The sequence below is a fragment of the Pseudomonas violetae genome (assembly GCF_023072615.1).
GTDB lineage: Bacteria > Pseudomonadota > Gammaproteobacteria > Pseudomonadales > Pseudomonadaceae > Aquipseudomonas > Aquipseudomonas violetae.
On sequence record NZ_JAKNRW010000015.1, the window covers coordinates 78,043 to 94,471 of the forward strand.

Annotated in this window: 15 protein-coding genes and 3 pseudogenes; 8 read left to right on the forward strand and 10 right to left on the reverse strand. The window is 58.0% G+C overall.

The window, feature by feature from the left end:
• Window positions 1-367 precede the first annotated feature (367 nt).
• Complete coding sequence (locus L9059_RS17955; protein ID WP_247292302.1) at window positions 368-1,081, reverse strand: helix-turn-helix transcriptional regulator; 714 nt, start codon at window positions 1,079-1,081, stop codon at window positions 368-370.
• Window positions 1,074-1,328 (reverse strand): helix-hairpin-helix domain-containing protein, encoded by a 255-nt coding sequence (locus tag L9059_RS17960; protein WP_247292303.1) that lies wholly within the window; start codon window positions 1,326-1,328, stop codon window positions 1,074-1,076. Before L9059_RS17960 ends, L9059_RS17955 begins: the two co-directional genes overlap by 8 nt.
• Window positions 1,329-1,393: 65 nt before the next feature.
• Here L9059_RS17960 and L9059_RS17965 point away from each other — a divergent pair.
• Window positions 1,394-1,506: pseudogene (locus tag L9059_RS17965) on the forward strand (transposase domain-containing protein); the annotation flags it as partial.
• A 219-nt stretch (window positions 1,507-1,725) separates the two neighbouring features.
• On the opposite strand, the gene L9059_RS17970 reads toward L9059_RS17965, so the two are convergent.
• Window positions 1,726-2,613: a LysR family transcriptional regulator gene (locus L9059_RS17970; protein ID WP_247292304.1), complete on the reverse strand. Its 888-nt coding sequence runs from the start codon at window positions 2,611-2,613 to the stop codon at window positions 1,726-1,728.
• Between the two features lie 116 nt (window positions 2,614-2,729).
• Between L9059_RS17970 and L9059_RS17975 the strand changes: the two genes are divergently transcribed.
• A complete protein-coding gene (locus tag L9059_RS17975; protein WP_247292305.1) occupies window positions 2,730-3,782 on the forward strand; it encodes an SDR family oxidoreductase in 1,053 nt (350 codons plus the stop codon).
• A 190-nt stretch (window positions 3,783-3,972) separates the two neighbouring features.
• Here the strand turns inward: L9059_RS17975 and L9059_RS17980 are convergent, their stop codons facing one another.
• Entirely contained in the window at window positions 3,973-5,361 is a 1,389-nt protein-coding gene (locus L9059_RS17980) for an aminotransferase-like domain-containing protein (RefSeq protein ID WP_247292306.1), read from the reverse strand.
• Between the two features lie 349 nt (window positions 5,362-5,710).
• Between L9059_RS17980 and L9059_RS17985 the strand changes: the two genes are divergently transcribed.
• From L9059_RS17985 to glyA, 3 genes and pseudogenes are all read left to right on the forward strand, one after another.
• Window positions 5,711-6,916, forward strand: a complete 1,206-nt coding sequence (locus tag L9059_RS17985; RefSeq protein WP_247292307.1) for a benzoate/H(+) symporter BenE family transporter — start codon at window positions 5,711-5,713, stop codon at window positions 6,914-6,916.
• A gap of 103 nt (window positions 6,917-7,019) precedes the next feature.
• A pseudogene (locus L9059_RS17990) lies at window positions 7,020-7,390 on the forward strand (threonine synthase); the annotation flags it as partial.
• Between the two features lie 11 nt (window positions 7,391-7,401).
• Entirely contained in the window at window positions 7,402-8,640 is a 1,239-nt protein-coding gene (glyA, locus tag L9059_RS17995; protein WP_247292308.1) for a serine hydroxymethyltransferase, read from the forward strand.
• Window positions 8,641-8,768: 128 nt separating this feature from the next.
• Here glyA and L9059_RS18000 read toward each other — a convergent pair.
• Window positions 8,769-9,140, reverse strand: a pseudogene (locus L9059_RS18000) (transposase); the annotation flags it as partial.
• Window positions 9,141-9,493: 353 nt separating this feature from the next.
• Between L9059_RS18000 and L9059_RS18005 the strand changes: the two are divergent.
• Genes L9059_RS18005 through L9059_RS18015 form a run of 3 tightly spaced genes read left to right on the forward strand, consistent with a single transcriptional unit; the run spans window position 9,494 to window position 11,000 of the window.
• Entirely contained in the window at window positions 9,494-10,048 is a 555-nt protein-coding gene (locus tag L9059_RS18005; RefSeq protein ID WP_247292309.1) for a winged helix-turn-helix transcriptional regulator, read from the forward strand.
• Window positions 10,045-10,566, forward strand: a complete 522-nt coding sequence (locus L9059_RS18010; RefSeq protein ID WP_247292310.1) for a thioesterase family protein — start codon at window positions 10,045-10,047, stop codon at window positions 10,564-10,566. The genes L9059_RS18005 and L9059_RS18010 overlap by 4 nt, the downstream gene beginning before the upstream one ends.
• Window positions 10,567-10,574: 8 nt before the next feature.
• The gene (locus tag L9059_RS18015) at window positions 10,575-11,000 is read left to right on the forward strand and encodes an LIC_13387 family protein (protein ID WP_428480284.1); all 426 of its coding nucleotides are present in this window, start codon (window positions 10,575-10,577) and stop codon (window positions 10,998-11,000) included.
• A gap of 440 nt (window positions 11,001-11,440) precedes the next feature.
• Here the strand turns inward: L9059_RS18015 and L9059_RS18020 are convergent, their stop codons facing one another.
• Genes L9059_RS18020 through tssF form a run of 5 tightly spaced genes read right to left on the reverse strand, consistent with a single transcriptional unit; the run spans window position 11,441 to window position 16,407 of the window.
• A complete protein-coding gene (locus tag L9059_RS18020; RefSeq protein WP_247292312.1) occupies window positions 11,441-12,592 on the reverse strand; it encodes an OmpA family protein in 1,152 nt (383 codons plus the stop codon).
• A 23-nt stretch (window positions 12,593-12,615) separates the two neighbouring features.
• Complete coding sequence (gene tssE, locus L9059_RS18025) at window positions 12,616-13,056, reverse strand: type VI secretion system baseplate subunit TssE (RefSeq protein WP_247292313.1); 441 nt, start codon at window positions 13,054-13,056, stop codon at window positions 12,616-12,618.
• A 3-nt stretch (window positions 13,057-13,059) separates the two neighbouring features.
• Window positions 13,060-13,596 (reverse strand): type VI secretion system lipoprotein TssJ, encoded by a 537-nt coding sequence (gene tssJ, locus L9059_RS18030; RefSeq protein ID WP_247292314.1) that lies wholly within the window; start codon window positions 13,594-13,596, stop codon window positions 13,060-13,062.
• Window positions 13,577-14,674 (reverse strand): type VI secretion system baseplate subunit TssG, encoded by a 1,098-nt coding sequence (gene tssG / locus L9059_RS18035; RefSeq protein ID WP_247292315.1) that lies wholly within the window; start codon window positions 14,672-14,674, stop codon window positions 13,577-13,579. Before tssG ends, tssJ begins: the two co-directional genes overlap by 20 nt.
• Entirely contained in the window at window positions 14,638-16,407 is a 1,770-nt protein-coding gene (tssF, locus tag L9059_RS18040; protein WP_247292316.1) for a type VI secretion system baseplate subunit TssF, read from the reverse strand. The genes tssG and tssF overlap by 37 nt, the downstream gene beginning before the upstream one ends.
• Between the last annotated feature and the right edge of the window lie 22 nt (window positions 16,408-16,429).

The following is a 16,429-nucleotide window of genomic DNA, read 5'->3' on the forward strand; positions in this document are numbered from 1 at the left end:
GCAGTCTGTCAGGGTCAACTCATCTCTGGAACGAGGTGACTCATAAACGTCAGGTTTTCAATAGCGGACATATACTCGGAGAATCTCGGATCTCCATCGTTGAACGCCTTTGCCACTTTTTGTGCGTTCTCAAGACTGTCCCACATTGCTAAGTCCGCGAAGACTCGGTCGTCAGTCATAGGGCAGTAGGCACGGTACTCGATTAATCCGGGGAAGGTCTTTAACGTTTCACGAAGTCCAGCGCGGAGTACAGGCACTTGCGCAACGCATTCCTGTTTGACCTTGAAAATGGCTAATTCGAGTACATGAGATGAGTGCTGCATAGGAATGACCTTCTGTGTGTTGAGGGGTCCCAAATATCAGTGGCTCATACTGACAGCGTAGTGTCAGTGGCGGTGATCGCCTTCCACTGACGTGCCTGGTGCTTCATATACGCTTGGAGATCAAGGGCAGGATTGTCAGGTGATGGTTGTTGGGCGATAGCGATGGAGGTTATGTGATCGACCCGAAAATCGCGGTAAGCCGCCCTGGCACTGCACCAGCTTCCAACTGTCCACTTTCCTCCCCAGTAGAAAAGGCCAAGGGGCGAAATGAGGCGTTGCGAAACCGCACCGTCCAAGCTGGTATAAGTTATCTTCAGCGCCTGAGTGTTTTCGATGGCATTTCGAAGGGTTGCCAGATGGCAACGCGTCGACGAAGGTGTTGTTCCAAGCGCCCTGATTTTTGCCGTGCTGGGGTCAACCTTGTGATGGGCTATGGACGCTGAGATTTTGCTCAACAACATCCTTGCCGCAGCACTTAGATCGTTATCGGCGGAAGCTGAAAGCATTTCCACCCCGAGCATCAATGCATCCAGTTCAAGCCTGTTCAACGTTAAAGGCGGCATCTCAAAATCGGCATCCAAGGCATACCCCACGCCGGCGGTACCATAGATTGGGATACCACTGAAGGAAAGGTCGTCGATATATCGATAAATTGAGCGAACGGAAACGCCAATTCGGCTAGCCAATCGTTCAGCAGAGATTGGCTGATGGACACGAATCAGATTTACCAATTGAAATAAGCGATCAGCTTTACGCACTAGGTGTGCTCAACTGAGAGTCCTTTGCAAGCTCAATGGCCGCGTTAGTGGCGGCCCGAGCCAGGGGGCTATTCTTCCAGCAAGTCGATCCCACTGCTGCCGATGCCTGAACCAGGACCTCACAAGTATTCGCTTCGCTGAGCACAGCCAGCGAGTCAATGCCCATCTGCTCAAGGCGAGCGATAACGGCCGGCCCTGTGCCCTTTAGGGCCAACAAGGCATTATGTTCCGTCTGTGGAAATGGCATCCGTAACTCCTGTTATCAGCCAATGAAGCAACCGGAGTTTGCCCGACGGCAGAGGGCATCTCAATAGACGGGCGGCTGCGATCATGAGTTTAATCCAGTCGGCGAGCATGAACGGGCATGATCCGTATGCCTATATCAAGGACGTGCTGAGCGGCTGCCAACTCAGCGGGCTGTGTAGTCCTGAAATAGGTTTACACCTGTTTCACCCCAACGCCCGATGCATCGCATCGGGCGTTTTGTATTTGAACTGGCCCCGACGCCTTGCAGCGCTCTGCCTGCAATCAGCATGACCATGCTTTGGCTAGCGGCAACCATCGCCGGCGCGGCGATGAAGATCAGCAGTACCCCTCAGCGATCCGTACTCACCCCCATGCTGCGACGCCTGTCTGCGATGTTGTCAGCTCGCCCTTTGACGCCTGCCGACGCAGAGGACTTCGAGCAATACCTGCTCCAAGATGTCAAAGAAACACCTGATGTGCGCCTGTTTCAACGCCTGAGGCCGGGTTACCAGATAGACCTCCATCTCTGGAAGTTCAAGCTCCGGGAACAACTCCGTCAGGCCCGTCGCCAGAATACGCGGCAGTACAGCCACGCCCATGCCCTGCCGCACCGACTCCAGTTGGACAGCGAACGAGTTCACGCTGATGTGCGCACGGTCCAGACCCGCAGCCTTTGCGGCACGCATTTGAGGCAACATATCCAGCGGAGGAAGCAAGGCGATGTTTGCCGCCGTAGCCAGGGTCACCCCTGGAGATCGCTTCAGGTACCCTGCATCAGCGAAGACGCCGTAGGTGAGCTTGCCTATGGGCCGATAAATCAACGATGGCTCGCCCAGATGTGCTGTGCGTATGGCGATATCCGCCACCCCGCGGACGATCTTGTGAAAGTCGGTGGCGACCAGTAACTCCACGGAACAGCGCGGATGCAGGGCAGTAAAATGACTCGCGGCCTCCAACACACAAGAAGAAAACCCCTCACCGGCACTGACCAGCACACTGCCGCATAGTTCTGTGTGCTCCCCGGACAGGTCCGCCGCCGTCTGACGCCTCAAGCCCGCCTCCGCAGCCACGGCGACTTCCACCAGCGATTGCCCCCGCGAGGTCAACCAACAGCCTTCAACGCCGCGCTCAACGAGCGGCTCACCCAGGGCCGCTTCCAGTTGGGTCAGGCGACGGGACACGGTAGACGCCGCGATCCCCAGCAGTTGGCCCGCTTGAAGAAAACTGCCACGCCGCGAGACCGCCAACAGCAGACGAAGGTCGTCCCAATTTGCCTGCAACGTCATACCTCCTATCCTCCAGGGTCTGCATATATGCAAAGCCATTATGCAGTAGTCGCTGTTTTTCGGACGCAGCCTGAACGGTATATCTACCGGCCTTCGAAACGACTGGAATGGAATGTATGACTACGAGCCCCCTGCGCAACGCATTCGTCACTGGCGCAACCGGTTTGCTGGGAAACAACCTGGTGCGGGAACTGGTCGCCCGTGGCTACGCCGTCAAAGCCCTCGTCCGTTCAAGAGACAAAGGTGAGCAGCAGTTCAACGACCTCCCGAGTGTGGAGCTGGTCGTTGGTGACATGGCCGATATCGACGCGTTCGCAACATCGCTGCAAGGCTGCGATACGGTGTTTCATACGGCGGCGTTCTTTCGCGATAACTACAAGGGTGGCAGCCACTGGGCAGAACTCGAAAAGATCAATGTCGCCGGTACGCGAGACTTGCTTCACCAGGCCTACCGCGCGGGGATACGCCGATTTGTCCATACCTCTTCGATCGCCGTGCTCGACGGGGACCCTGGCACCTCTATCGATGAGACATGCCTGCGGTCCGAAACCGATGCGGATGACTACTACCGCAGCAAGATCCTCGCGGACCGTGTCGTCTTGACGTTTCTTGAAACCCACCCCCAGATGCATGCCTGCATGGTTCTGCCCGGCTGGATGTGGGGACCTGGCGATATGGGCCCGACCTCCTCGGGACAATTGGTCAAGGATGTCGTCAACGGCAAGTTACCCGGGCTGATCCCCGGTACCTTCTCCGTAGTCGATGCCCGTGATGTGGCATGGGCTCAGATTGCCGCGGCCAAAAATGGACGACGAGGAGAGCGCTACCTCGCGGCCGGCCGGAACTTGACCATGCGCCAGTTGGTACCTGTCCTGGGACGTATAGCGGGGGTCAAAACCCCTGTTCGGCAACTGCCACTGCCCGCGCTATACCTATTGGCGGCGGTGCAGGAGGTCTACGCGCGCCTGACCGGCAAGCCTATTTTGCTGAGCATGGCGACGTTGCGCCTATTGATACGAGAGGAGCACCGTACCTGTTTTAACCACCGCAAAAGTGAACAAGAGCTTGGCCTGAGCTTTCGAGTGCTGGAGCAGACCATTTCTGACACTGTGGCGTGGTATTGGAAGCATGGATGGTTTAAGAAAAACAAGGACGAAAACAAACAGTGAGCAAGACAATAATCCTGATGCGTCACGGCCAGCAAAAGATGGCCACGACATGGCAAAGTTCGCCAGGATTGTTGTTCAACAAAAAATAAAAACGCCGCGCGCCTTAGTCGAGGACTTCGCACGACAGAAGCCCCTCTATGCTCGAATAAGTTAACTATTGGGAGCGAGAAAGATCGCAGCCGGCGGCGACTCAGTAGTAACGTCGCGGGTCAGATTCGATCAGGCTGATCAGCTTGGTCAGGGCGAAGCGCAATTCGTCCTGGCTGGTGGGCGACATCAGTACCAACCGTACGCAGCGGGTAGTCCCGGAGCGTTCGGCCTGAAACTGGGTGCCACTGAGCACCAGCACACCGTTGCTCCGCGCCAGCATGGTGAACTCGTCGCAGGTCCACGGCTCGGGCAGCGTCAACCAGACGTGGTAGGAATACGGCTGGGTCTTGAGCTCGAAATTGGCAAAGGCTTCCTGGGCAATCGCTTGCCGCGCAGCGGCTTCGTTGCGCTGGATACGGATCAGTTTTTTGTCGAGGCCTTCGGTGATCACATTGCTGGCCAATTGCGCAGTCAGCGGCGACGGCATCCAGACGCTGCTGCGCACCATCGAGGTCAGACGCGACAGCAATTTGGGCGGACTATAGATATAGCCGACGCGCAGCGCTGGCATGATCGATTTCGACAGGCTGGTCAGGTACACCGAACGATCCGGCGCAAACGCCGACAACGGTTTGATCGACGGGTCGGTGGCGAGGAAGCCGTAGATATCATCATCCAGGATGATGAAGTCAAACTCTTCGGCCAGTGCCGCGATTTGTGCTCGGCGTTTTTGCGACATGATCGCCGCCGTCGGATTCTGACAGGTCGCGACGCAAACCAGCATCGCCGGTTTCTCCCGCAGGCACAGTTCGCGCAGCGCTTCGGGAATGATCCCTTCATCGTCCATCGGCACGCCACGCAGGCGGCGCTCAAGACCATGAGCCAGGGAAATTATGCCGGGGTAGCAAAGCTCTTCGCAGAGCACCAGGTCACCGGCGTGGGTCAGGGCGCTCATCGCGACCATCAAACCATGCTGGGCACCGGCGGTGATCACCACTTGCTGCCATTGAGCATCGGGCAACGAATGGCGCAACCACTGCGCACCCGCCTCGCGATGAGCCGGGTGACCGCCCTCCGGTGCGTAATCCAGGGTACGGGTAAAATCGGGGCTCTTGGCCATGCCCACCAATGCGTCGCGCAACCAGTATTCCAGGGTTTCGCTGTAGGGCTTGATGATCGACAGATCGAGTAATTCAGATTGCCCCAGGTTCAGCGGCGCGACGCTGCTGCTGGCTGGCAGTTCCAGCGGCTTCTGATTGAGCACATAAGTGCCCCGCCCGACTTCCCCCTGCACCAGACGACGTCGGTGGGCTTCGCTGTAGGCCCGACTGATGGTGCCCGGAGTGACATTCAGGGTGGTGGCCAGCTCCCGCAGGGTCGGCAGGCGATCACCTTCGTTCAACACGCCGTTGCTGATATCGCGCGCCAACGCATCAGCAATCGATAAATACATCGGCTGGCTGAACTCGCTTAGCTGGGGAACCCACATGAATGATTACTGCCCATCGTAGAAATGATCAATATCTGAGCATATCACATTGAGGCCAGGCAACCAATCAATCGACTCAATCCATAAATTGAGTCGATTGATGTGGCAATTTAATCGAAATTCGCCACAACGATAAGATATTTACACAAGAGATAATAAGCCTATAAATCAATTATTTAAGAGAATAACAACCGATAATATGGCGCCGACAGCAAAAAAACATCGTGCAACAACCTCACCGCCTATTGAATCAACTCAATCCATTCAAATACACTCATTTAGAATCGAACCAATCGACTCAATCCACCCCTGATCACTGCGCGACCCTGCCGCGCCAAGTCGAGACATCATGGACACACTCAGAAAGGATCTATCCCTGTCAGCGGTCATTGCGGGCTTCATCGCCGTGATCATTTCCTATGCCGGCCCTTTGATCATCGTATTTCAGGCAGCTAAGGAGGCCCATCTGCCCAACGATGTGGTGTCTTCGTGGATTTGGGCCATTTCCATCGGCAGCGGCATTACCGGCCTGTTCCTGAGCTGGCGCCTGCGGATTCCAGTGATCACAGCGTGGTCGACGCCGGGCGCGGCATTGCTGGTGTCGATGTTGCCCACCGTTACCCTGCCCCAGGCCATCGGCGCCTATCTAGTGGCGTCGGTGATCATCGCCGTAGTCGGATTGTCCGGGGCGTTCGACAAACTGATGAGTCGCCTGCCCAAAGCCATCGCTGCCGCCATGCTCGCGGGCATTCTGTTTCGCTTCGGCGCTGAGCTGTTCACCTCGATCAAGCTGCAACCTGTACTGGTGCTCTCGATGATCGCGGCCTACCTGATCTTCAAACGCTTGTCGCCGCGCTACACCATTCTCTCGGTGCTGATTGTCGGGTGCGCCGTAGCCGCCTCGTTCGGTGAGCTCAACAGCAGTTCGATCATCATCGCGGTGGCCCACCCGGTCTTCATCGCCCCCGAGTGGAGCTGGCACGCAATCATCAACATTGGCCTGCCACTGGCCCTGGTGACGCTGACCGGCCAGTACGTCCCCGGCATGGCGGTGTTGCGTACCTCGGGCTACAACACCCCGGCGCGCTCGATCATTTCGGTCACCGCGATTGGCTCGATTCTGATGGCCCCGTTCGGCTCCCACGGCTTTAACCTGGCAGCGATTACGGCGGCGATCTGCACCGGCCACGAAGCCCACGAATACCGTGACAAACGCTACATCGCCGGGATTGCCTGCGGGGTGTTCTACATTCTGATAGGCACCTTTGGCGCAACCCTGGCCTCGGTGTTTTCCGCCCTGCCTAAAGAGTTGATTGCCTCCCTCGCGGGCCTGGCCTTGTTCGGTGCAATCAGCGCCGGGCTGACCGGCGCCATGACGGACGAGAGACAACGTGAAGCGGCGCTGATCACCTTCTTGGTCACCGCCTCGGGCATGAGCTTCCTCGGTTTGGCCGCTGCATTCTGGGGCTTGATCTTCGGCCTCGTGGCGCACTTCGTGCTGACTTACACCAGGGAAAGCAAAGCCGCCGCCATCGCCGAGGGCAGCCGACCATGACCGTTCGTTACAACTTCATAGTGGTCGGCGGTGGCATCGCCGGCGTGTCGGCGGCGGCCCACGGCAACGCCTGTCTGCCTGCTCGAACAGGAGCAAACTGGCCGAGCAAACCGAACGCATTGCCCTCACCAGCCTCGCCAGCAGCATTAATGTCGCGTTGCCGCGCGACCGCCTCAAACCATGCGTGCAGCGACCGCCAGCGGTGGCGAGTTCATCTGCGTCAGTGGCCCGAGCATTGTCGCGGCAGCGTTCCGATTGGCCGCCAGTACCGGCGTGCCCCCTGAAGCCGCCAGTGCCTTCGCTGACCCGCTCAAATATGCCGAAGAACCCCCCGACACCCCGCAGACCGCCGTAATCCTGATCACCGACAGCGGCCTGAAAGGCACCTCCATTTTTCTATCCGACTCGACCAGAGGCCAGTCACGGGTGCAGCCGCATCACGTGCCTACACCGCTGGCCGAAGCGCTTACCTAAGGAATCACACCATGAGCCTGCAGAATTTAGACCCCGCCATCGCCCACCTGATCGACCGCGAACGCAATCGCCAGGAAACCCACCTGGAGCTGATCGCGTCAGAAAACTATGTCAGCGAAGAAGTGCTCCAAGCCCAGGGTTCGGTGCTCACCAACAAATATGCCGAAGGCTATCCGGGCAAGCGCTACTACGGCGGTTGCAAGGTCGTGGACGAGATCGAAAACCTGGCCATCGAGCGCGCCCGCAAACTGTTCAACTGCGAATACGTCAACGTCCAGCCACACTCCGGGTCCCAGGCCAACCAAGCGGTGTTTCTGGCGGCGCTCGAACCCGGTGACACGATTCTGGGGATGTCCCTGGCTCACGGCGGGCACCTGACCCATGGCGCCTCGGTGAATTTTTCCGGCAAGTTCTACAAGGCATTTTCCTATGGCCTGGAGAAGGAAACCGAGACCCTCGACTACGCTGAAATGGAAGCGCTGGCACGGGAGCACCGCCCGAAGATGATCATTGCCGGGGCCTCGGCATATTCCCGAATCATTGATTTTCAGCGCTTTCGCAACATATGCGATGAAGTTGGCGCTTACCTGATGGTCGACATGGCGCACTATGCCGGGCTGATTGCGGCGGGCGTGTACCCGTCGCCGGTCGGCATCGCCGACTTCATCACCTCCACCACCCACAAAACCTTACGTGGCCCGCGCGGCGGTCTGATCCTGGCCAAAGCACAATACGCTGCGCTGCTGGACAAGACAATTTTCCCGGTTTATCAGGGCGGGCCACTGATGCACGTCATCGCAGCCAAGGCCGTGGCGTTCAACGAAGCCCTTGGCGATGGGTTCAAGCATTACCAGCAACGGGTGATCAACAACGCCCGGACCATGGCCGACATCCTGACCCGTCGTGGTTTGCGCGTGGTGTCCGGCGGCACCGACTGCCACATGTTCCTACTTGATCTGCGCTCGATGAACATCACCGGCAAAGACGCCGAAGCGCTGTTGGAAAGCACCCACATCACGCTAAACAAAAACGCGATTCCCGACGACCCGCAGAAGCCGGCCATCACCAGCGGCATCCGCATTGGAACGCCAGCACTGACGACCCGTGGCTTTGGCGAGGCAGAGTGCGCTGAAGTGGCGCACCTGATCGCCGACCTGCTGGAACAACCGAACAACGCGGCACTGCGGGATAACACGCGGCTCCGGGTGATGCACTTGTGTGAATGTTTTCCGGTGTATCTGCTGAGTTGATTGCTGGAGGAACATACCGGATACCTATAGGCTGCCCATCAAGTTTGTGATCACCGGTGGTGAGAGGCGTAGCAAGTCATACGGGCAACTTCGAACACTCGCCCTAGCAATAAACGAGCTCATGGGCGCTTGCGACAGACACCTCGGATGGCGTTGCTGTTGTCTTTCCGGAAGTTGGCGACGGTCTTGAAATACGGCATCAGATACCCGACCAACCACATCAGCTCGACGTTGCGTTGAGCTTTTCACCCCAAACGCCGGCTCGATTGGATGCGGTTGAGATAGCCGTAGATATAGATCTTCAGCAAGATTGCGGAGTGGTAAGCAGGCCGGCCAGTACCTGCCGGGATGACCCCTTCAAAACCCAGCTTGACCAGCTCGAGTTCGTCGACGAAGACGTCGACTACGCGCACCGGGTTGGTATCGCTGACGTGGTCGTCGAAGCCCTCGGGCAGCAAGGTGTTTTGACCTCGATGCTCACCTTGAATAAAGCGCTTCATGGGCGATCCTTGCGATGAAATCCTCAGAAATCATAGCAAGGGTTCGCGCAGCGTTTTCACACACTCTGAGTCAGGATCTAACGGTCGAGCATGAGCTCCAGAGCCGCCCTTCTCACTGATACAACCGATTGTTTTCAAAGGTCTTTTGTTCCACTCACCACCGTGACTACCCCACGAATGCAAGGCCGGACAGGTTTCCCACGGTGCTGGTCACTCTCACTCTCCACCTGTATAGGGTGCCTTGAAAGAATTGCGAAAAAATACAGATTAAGTTTTATTACGAAACTAAATTAGTTGCATATTAAAACTGAAGAACATAGTCTCGAGACTCCATTTTTTGCAATTGAAACCCTATGCCACGCCTGAGAGTCAACGAGTCCCTCTGTTCTGCCGCCCGCGCTCTTGAGGTGCTGGGCGATCGCTGGACGCTCCTCCTAATTCGCGAAGTCGTGTTCGGCACGCGCCGTTTCGACGAGTTTGCATTGCACCTCGGCATCGCACGCAACATCCTGACTACGCGCCTGAATGCAATGATTGCCGCCGATATTCTGGTGCAGGCGCCGGTCCGTGACGATGCGCTTCGCAAGGCCTACCATCTAACCGAAAAGGGACGAGATCTCTTGCCCGTCCTGATCGCATTGCTACAGTGGGGCGACCGCTGGCTACAAACTCCCGATTCGATTCCGGTCCAGATCATCGAGCGCGAGTCGGGCGAGGTGCTTGAGCCCATGCGGCCCCGCAATCGGTCTGGCAAAGCGCTAACCCTGCGCGACCTTGACTGGGTTCCTGGCCCCGGCAGTACCGATCCACGGATTGCCCCACTAGTCGCAGCCTACGAAAAACAGCGACGCATCGAACTGCGGCCGATAGCTACGCCAAAAAAATCGAAGAAAGAGAAATCAGCATGAGTCTTTACTTTCGGCTGTTCCGGACCTGGCTACGAGCCCGTTTTAAATCACCGATCCAGATGGGCGACACCATTGAGCTGATCATGCGCGTCTGGCCCAATGACCTCGACATCAACGGCCACATGAACAACGGCCGCTACATGACGATCACTGACCTGGCCCTGATCGAATACTTCACCCGCGCCGGATTCATCAAGGTCGCGCTACGCAAGGGATGGCGTCCCATGCTGGGCGGCAGCATCATTTCGTATCGTCGCGGCCTGAAGCCGTTCGCGGTTTATACCTTGCGCTTTTCGACGATATGCTGGGACGCGCGTTGGAACTACATGGCGTTCGAGTTTCTGCAGGACGGCAGGACGATGGCGCATGGCCACAGCAAAGGCGCGATTGTCGGCAGCGAAGGTTTCGTGAGCAGCACGGACGTGCGCAATGCGATGGGGCTCAATCCGGCCTCGCCTGAATTCCCCGCATCGATCTCCGCGTGGGTCGAAACCGAACGTCTGATGAGCGTTTATTAGGAACCACCATGCTAGCGCAAATACTCGTATCAATCAGTGCGGGAATCATCATGTTGTTAGGCCTGGTACATCTGGCCTACACCTACGTTGGCGACAAGCTCCATCCGCGCGACACCGACTTACTAGCACGACTTAAAACGACGTCGCCCGTCATCAGCCGCCAGACAAGCGTGTGGAAAGCATGGATCGGCTTCAACGCAAGCCACAGTCTGGGCGCAATTTTGTTCGGAATGGTTTTCGGTTATCTGGCACTTCAGCATCCGATGCTGCTCTTTCATTCTTATTTCCTCGGATTCACAGGCTTGATCGTGCTTGTTGCCTACCTCACGATGGCGAAACTGTACTGGTTCATTCGCCCGTTGCAAGGTATCTCGCTGGCATTCCTGTCCTATGTCGCCGGATTTATCCTCGCAAATATTCACCTTTTCGCGTGAGGCGGCGGTGCTCAGCGCATGCAAATACCCTCATGGCTTTGCCCGATTGCTGCTTCATAGCAGAGGCCAATTTCACCCAATGCTGGATGCGATCAAGCGGATTAAGACCACTTTCTGTGACAGTCTCAGCAAAGAGCCGCCAGCAAGTCTCAATTCACTACCATTTAACTACCAGAAATCGAAAAACGCAGCCATGAAAAAGCCCAATCCTTTCAGATTGGGCTAAGTCATTGAAAAATATGGTCGGGACGGAGTGATTCGAACACTCGCCCCCTAGCACCCCATCTCCTTTTGCTGCTTAGCTCTTCCAGTACTTGGATCGTTTTATCAATTGGCGGGGTCATCAGCTCTCCTATTTTTTTCAATATGGGTCCGGCGGACCCTACTCATGCATTCATCACAGTACATTTTTGATACGTTCAACCTTCGACGTCGCCTTCTCAAAGCGCAGCATTCATGCAGGCTTCCACATGCGGCACCAGACGGATATCGACACGGCGGTTGGCCGCTCGTCCAGACGCGGTGTCATTGCTGGTAATCGGTTGACTGCCTGCCGCTCCTTGGACAACAAAACAGTTGCTGGGGATGTCGCCCATGCGTTGCATCCAGTCGCGCACTGCCGAGGCGCGAGCGTACGAGATTTGAAGGTTCTGCTCCGCGTTACCCGTGGTGTCGGTGTGCCCGACGATCTCAATCAGCCAGCCGGATTGAGCCTTGATGTTGGCCAAGGCATTGATCAGCACCTTGGTCGAGCCGGGTTTGAGCTCGGTGCTACCGGCATCAAACAGTGACAGGCTGTCCAGTCGCACCGGATAGGGAGCCATCTGTTCTTGCTGGATGATTTTAATCAGCCGTTTGTCCGGAGCAGCCAACCAGTCACGCCACCAAAACCCGCTGGCCAGGGCAATCGTCGCGGCCGCCGCAAACAGCCACAGGGCGATACGGCGCTTGCGGGTTTCCGAGGCCGCTGGCGGCACGTCCGGCATCGGGTGAGCTGGCAGAATCACCACCGGCATCACGAAAGCCGGTTCCGGAACCCTCGTCGACATCAGCAGTATTTCGCCAGAAGAAACGTTGCGCTCCAGGCGTTGCATCAGGCCGCCGACCTGATGACGTAATACCTGTAACGTGACCAGAGGCACTTGCCCCTGACGATTCAACTGCGTAGCTAACCCCGCCAACTCACTGTCCAGGCGCTCCAGGGCGGGCAGCGTCTGCGTCGTGATTTGCAGGCTGCGCAGCAATGGCTGCAATTGGGCGAACAGCCAGGACAAAATGTCCAGGCGCACCGATGCCATGGGCGGCCACACGCGTGCCCATTCGCTGCACAGCGCCTTGATCAGCGTCACCCCTTGCGCCATGCCTTCCAGGCCGTGGCGTTGACTACGTGCAAGCACGTATGCCGCAACGGTTTGCAACTCTGCGCCATTGTTGTGGAACAACGTCAGGCACAACTGCTCGACCTTGGCCCAGTCGACGTCCGGGCACGCCGGGTGGCTCAGCTTGGCCAACTCGTCACGCAGTGCGGTAAATTCACTGTAGTCGCGCGGGTCACCGCCGACCCGGATACGCATTTCAAATAACGCCGTCATCCAGCTTCCTTTCCGTTACAGGTTTACGGCTTCGACAGGTAGTTCTGCCGCTTCAGGTGACGCACCAACACTTTGCCCTCAGGCGCCAGGGTCGTGCCGAAGGTCACCCGCTCGCCCCCTTTGAGTTGCGCGTCCAGGGCATACTCCAGATGACCCGGCTGGGTCTGCGGCAGCAGTTCGATATTCACTGCTTCCAGGCGCGGCTCGTACTTGAGCAAGGTATTGACCAGGGTGCCCATCAGCCCATGCGCTGAGGCGGGCAGTCCTTGAAGAATCAGGCCCATATCCGGCAGGCCGTAGTCCGGCAAATGACTGAGCGATCCCGCCCGGCTGTTGAGGATGCGTTGCAGGTTATCCAGCACCGACAGGGTGTGCTGGTCCTCTTCCCGGACCCGGTACAGGTCCAACTCGTCATCGAAATTTTGCAGGAGCATTTCGTAGAGCGAAGGGTTCAGCTCGCTCACGGCTTAATCCTCCGCCAACGGTTGCAAGGTCAGGCGGTTGTTGCCCAACTCGATGACCCGCGCCCGGTCCGGGTCAAGATCATCGCGAGTCAGTGTCAGGCGCCAGGTGTTCATCTGGGTATCGGGGGTGCGGAACAGCGCCACCACGGTCACGAACTGAGCATCTTTATTCAGGGGCACGTTCAGTTGTGCGCCCTCTCCGGGTTTAACCACCATCGCTTGCTGATCCAGCAGATCGGCGCGCAGCAGGTTGTCGGCATCGCTCAGCATGCTGTCATAGGTGGCCTTGTCCACGGTTTTGTTGTCGCGCAGCTGATACACACGAAGCACGGTGGGCACCGATAAGCCACTCATGTCCGCCGTATCGGTGTTCATTGCTGCCCGGCCGGTAAAGTCCAGGTGCAGGGTCTTCACTTGTTTGTAGAAAATCGCCTTGGCCGTCGACGTGGTGGCGTCGCTCACGGTCTGAGTCAACCCGCACCCACCCAGCAGTGCACCGAGCATTGCCACCTTCAATAGATTAAAAACGATACGCGACATGCTGCGCCTCTCTGTACTGGGGGTTGCTGTGCAGGCCTTGGTATCGGCCCAGGTTGATGGTGATGGTTTCGTGTTCTCCAACCTGCCAGGCTTCGCTGCCCAGACCCAGGACACCGGTCATGCCCAGCAGCACTGGCGCTCCGCCCAGCACCGGTTTGGGCAGGCTGTGTATCGGCAGCGACAACTGCAATTTCGCGGTGCAACGCCAGCCCAGATACACCCGCAGTAACACCAGCAAGTCGTTGTGCAGTTGACTGCCCGGCAACCAGCCGCGCGCCTCTCCTGGGTCCTCGGTGAACAGCGCCAGGTGCAACTGGCTGTTGGCATCAAAGCCAACGCTGCCCAACGGCGTGCCCTGGGACAAACTCACTGGGTGAGTGGTGGACAGGCTGGCCGGTTGTGATAGGGGCACTTTCTGTGGCCAGTGCGGCGTCACCCGGGTTTTGGTGTTGGGGGCCAGTAACTTGACCAGTGCGCTGATGCCTTCGGCGTTGCGCGTCGGCAGGCGCATCACGCTGAGCAACGCCAGGAAGCGCGATATCGGCGTAGCAATTTGCTTGGCTGTGCCGGGAATCCCCAGACCGATCAGCCCCAATAGGCATTGCGAAGTGGCGTCATTCCCGCCCGCCTCGAACGTCGCCGGGTAGGAGTATTTGCGCCAGATGCGATAGAACTGGGTGAAGATCCGGTGGTTGAACATGTCCAGGAACGCCTCCAGCGCCTCATGACCTTCGCGACGCTGGGCGATGTCGTCCAGAAAAGTCGTCGGCATCGGCGAGTCGACGCCGTACAGGCCCAGCAGACGCGTGCGTACCGTCGCCGGACGTTCGGGATGGTCCTCGTCGGTTTCGATGGCCTTCAATTCCCCCGCCGGAAATCCCATGCCAGGGTCGGGCCGAAAGCGCACCGGGTCATCCGCCGGGTGCGCGGTGCTGCCCAGGGGCGGGTGATTAGGTAAGGCCTGTTCCAGCAACTGGCAGAACCGGTACAGGTTGGCCTCGGCGACCCGCCCATCCAGCGCTTGGAGTAAACCAGCGGCTTTCAGCCGGGAATACGCTGACTGTGGTTCTCGTTCCATCGCAGGCACTTCCCAGTAGGTTGCAGGATCAGCGTGAGCTGGTTAAACAAATGAATGTCGGCATACAGGCCAAAGAAGCGATGGAGCATCTCGCCAAACAGGCTGATGTCGCCCTCACCGGAAAAGCCATTGGCATCCAGGGTGACTTCGATATCCACCCCGCGCAGCAAAAAGCCTTTCTCGAAGCGCTGCACCAGGTGATGGCGAACCTCGACAATCGCCTCCAGGCGCCGGCGGTTCAGTTCGCTGCCGGTCCAGTCGTACAGCGCCAGGGTCCCGCGCAGCACCTCGGCGCTGTCGAGCATCGGCAGGAAATTCGAGCCCAGGTGGCTGAGCACCCGCCAATGAAAACGGTCACGGTTCGGCGGGTACTGCGGCAAGCTCGGCGCACACAGGTTGCGCACCCGCAAGCCGGTTTGGGTGGATTGCACCAGGGTGTCGAGCAAGGTGCTTTGCAGTGCCTTGCGCGGGAGCAATCCATGGGTGCCGGTCAAGCGCAGGGACAGGCTTTCACCGCCCTGCAACTGATCCTGGTCAAAACCGTCACCGCCCAGGATCAGCCAGGTGTCATGCAAACCCTTGGCAGAACGCTTCAAGCGGGTATGAAAATAACGCTCCGGCGCCTCGTCACGCAGCATGCCGCCCTTGTGGCGAAAGCTGCTGAACGGCACATAGTCCTGGCGCACGGCGTTTTTTGAGGAGGTCACCTGGTCGACCGAATAAATTTCGGTGTGGCCGTCCTGCAAGCGCATGGGTCGCAGTAAGTAATCGGTTTGCAACGGCGCCAGGGTCAGTGGGTCGGCTTCCAGCGGGAACAGGTTGATCACTGGCACAGCATGCAGACGAATGTGTTCGCTGCTCACACTGAATTCCTGTGGCCAGGCTTCACGCAGTACCACGTCCAGTTCGAACCAGGGTGAGCCTGCGGTAAGGTTCAGGTGTTCCAGGCCGCAAAGGGTCACGAACATGAATTTTTCGCGAAAGGTGAAGTACTCCAGCAGCAACTGATAACCGCTGAAGGCGCTGTCGCCCTTGGGCCATAGGCGATCCTCGTCGGCGAACCCCTTGGGCGCAAAATGACCGTCCAGCGCATGGCGCTCTTGTTCCCCCGAAAAACGCACGTACAACGCCTGGGTGTTCAGGGTCAGCGCCTGGTGCAAGGCACTGGCCAGTGGCGCATCGGCATTCAGGTACAGCGGCAGGCGGCTCAGGTCGATCTGGCTCCAGTCGGTCAATGCACCGCAGGCAAAACGCAGACGCAGCAGCGAGCGGCCGTCCGGTTCGTAGGCCAGTCGCACCGACTCCAGGGCCAGTGGTTGCAACATCAGGTCCTGGGTGGTGGTGTACCGGCAACGGGTGCGTTGCGGACCGATGGGTTGCGACAACACCTCAAACCCCTTGCCGATGGGCTCGCTGCGTTTCATCTGCGCGAGTTCAGGCACCAACTCGACGACTGACAATGAAGGAATAGTGCGCAAATAATGCGGCCACAGCAGGCTGACCAGGCCTTCGGTCAGCTCCGGCAGGTCATCGTCGAGTTTTTCGCGCAGGCGCCCCATCAAGAAGGCAAAGCCCTCGAACAGGCGCTCCACATACGGGTCTTGCGCGCCCGGTTTGTCCAGGTTGAGCTGGGCCGCCCGGTCCGGGAACGCTTCGGCGAACTCCTTGCCGGCTTCGCGCAGGTAACGCATTTCGGCGTCGAAGTAGCGCAGGGTTAAATTGTCCGTGCTCACAGAGAGATTCCTGATAAATGAG

What these genes read in the sequence shown, in the direction of transcription:
- L9059_RS17960 (WP_247292303.1), bottom strand. Translation starts at nt 1,328, where the DNA reads ATGCCATTTCCACAGACGGAACATAATGCCTTGTTGGCCCTAAAGGGC.
- L9059_RS17970 (WP_247292304.1), bottom strand. Translation starts at nt 2,613, where the DNA reads ATGACGTTGCAGGCAAATTGGGACGACCTTCGTCTGCTGTTGGCGGTC.
- L9059_RS17975 (WP_247292305.1), top strand. Translation starts at nt 2,730, where the DNA reads ATGACTACGAGCCCCCTGCGCAACGCATTCGTCACTGGCGCAACCGGT.
- L9059_RS17980 (WP_247292306.1), bottom strand. Translation starts at nt 5,361, where the DNA reads ATGTGGGTTCCCCAGCTAAGCGAGTTCAGCCAGCCGATGTATTTATCG.
- L9059_RS17985 (WP_247292307.1), top strand. Translation starts at nt 5,711, where the DNA reads ATGGACACACTCAGAAAGGATCTATCCCTGTCAGCGGTCATTGCGGGC.
- glyA (WP_247292308.1), top strand. Translation starts at nt 7,402, where the DNA reads ATGAGCCTGCAGAATTTAGACCCCGCCATCGCCCACCTGATCGACCGC.
- L9059_RS18005 (WP_247292309.1), top strand. Translation starts at nt 9,494, where the DNA reads ATGCCACGCCTGAGAGTCAACGAGTCCCTCTGTTCTGCCGCCCGCGCT.
- L9059_RS18010 (WP_247292310.1), top strand. Translation starts at nt 10,045, where the DNA reads ATGAGTCTTTACTTTCGGCTGTTCCGGACCTGGCTACGAGCCCGTTTT.
- L9059_RS18015 (WP_428480284.1), top strand. Translation starts at nt 10,575, where the DNA reads ATGCTAGCGCAAATACTCGTATCAATCAGTGCGGGAATCATCATGTTG.
- L9059_RS18020 (WP_247292312.1), bottom strand. Translation starts at nt 12,592, where the DNA reads ATGACGGCGTTATTTGAAATGCGTATCCGGGTCGGCGGTGACCCGCGC.
- tssJ (WP_247292314.1), bottom strand. Translation starts at nt 13,596, where the DNA reads ATGTCGCGTATCGTTTTTAATCTATTGAAGGTGGCAATGCTCGGTGCA.
- tssG (WP_247292315.1), bottom strand. Translation starts at nt 14,674, where the DNA reads ATGGAACGAGAACCACAGTCAGCGTATTCCCGGCTGAAAGCCGCTGGT.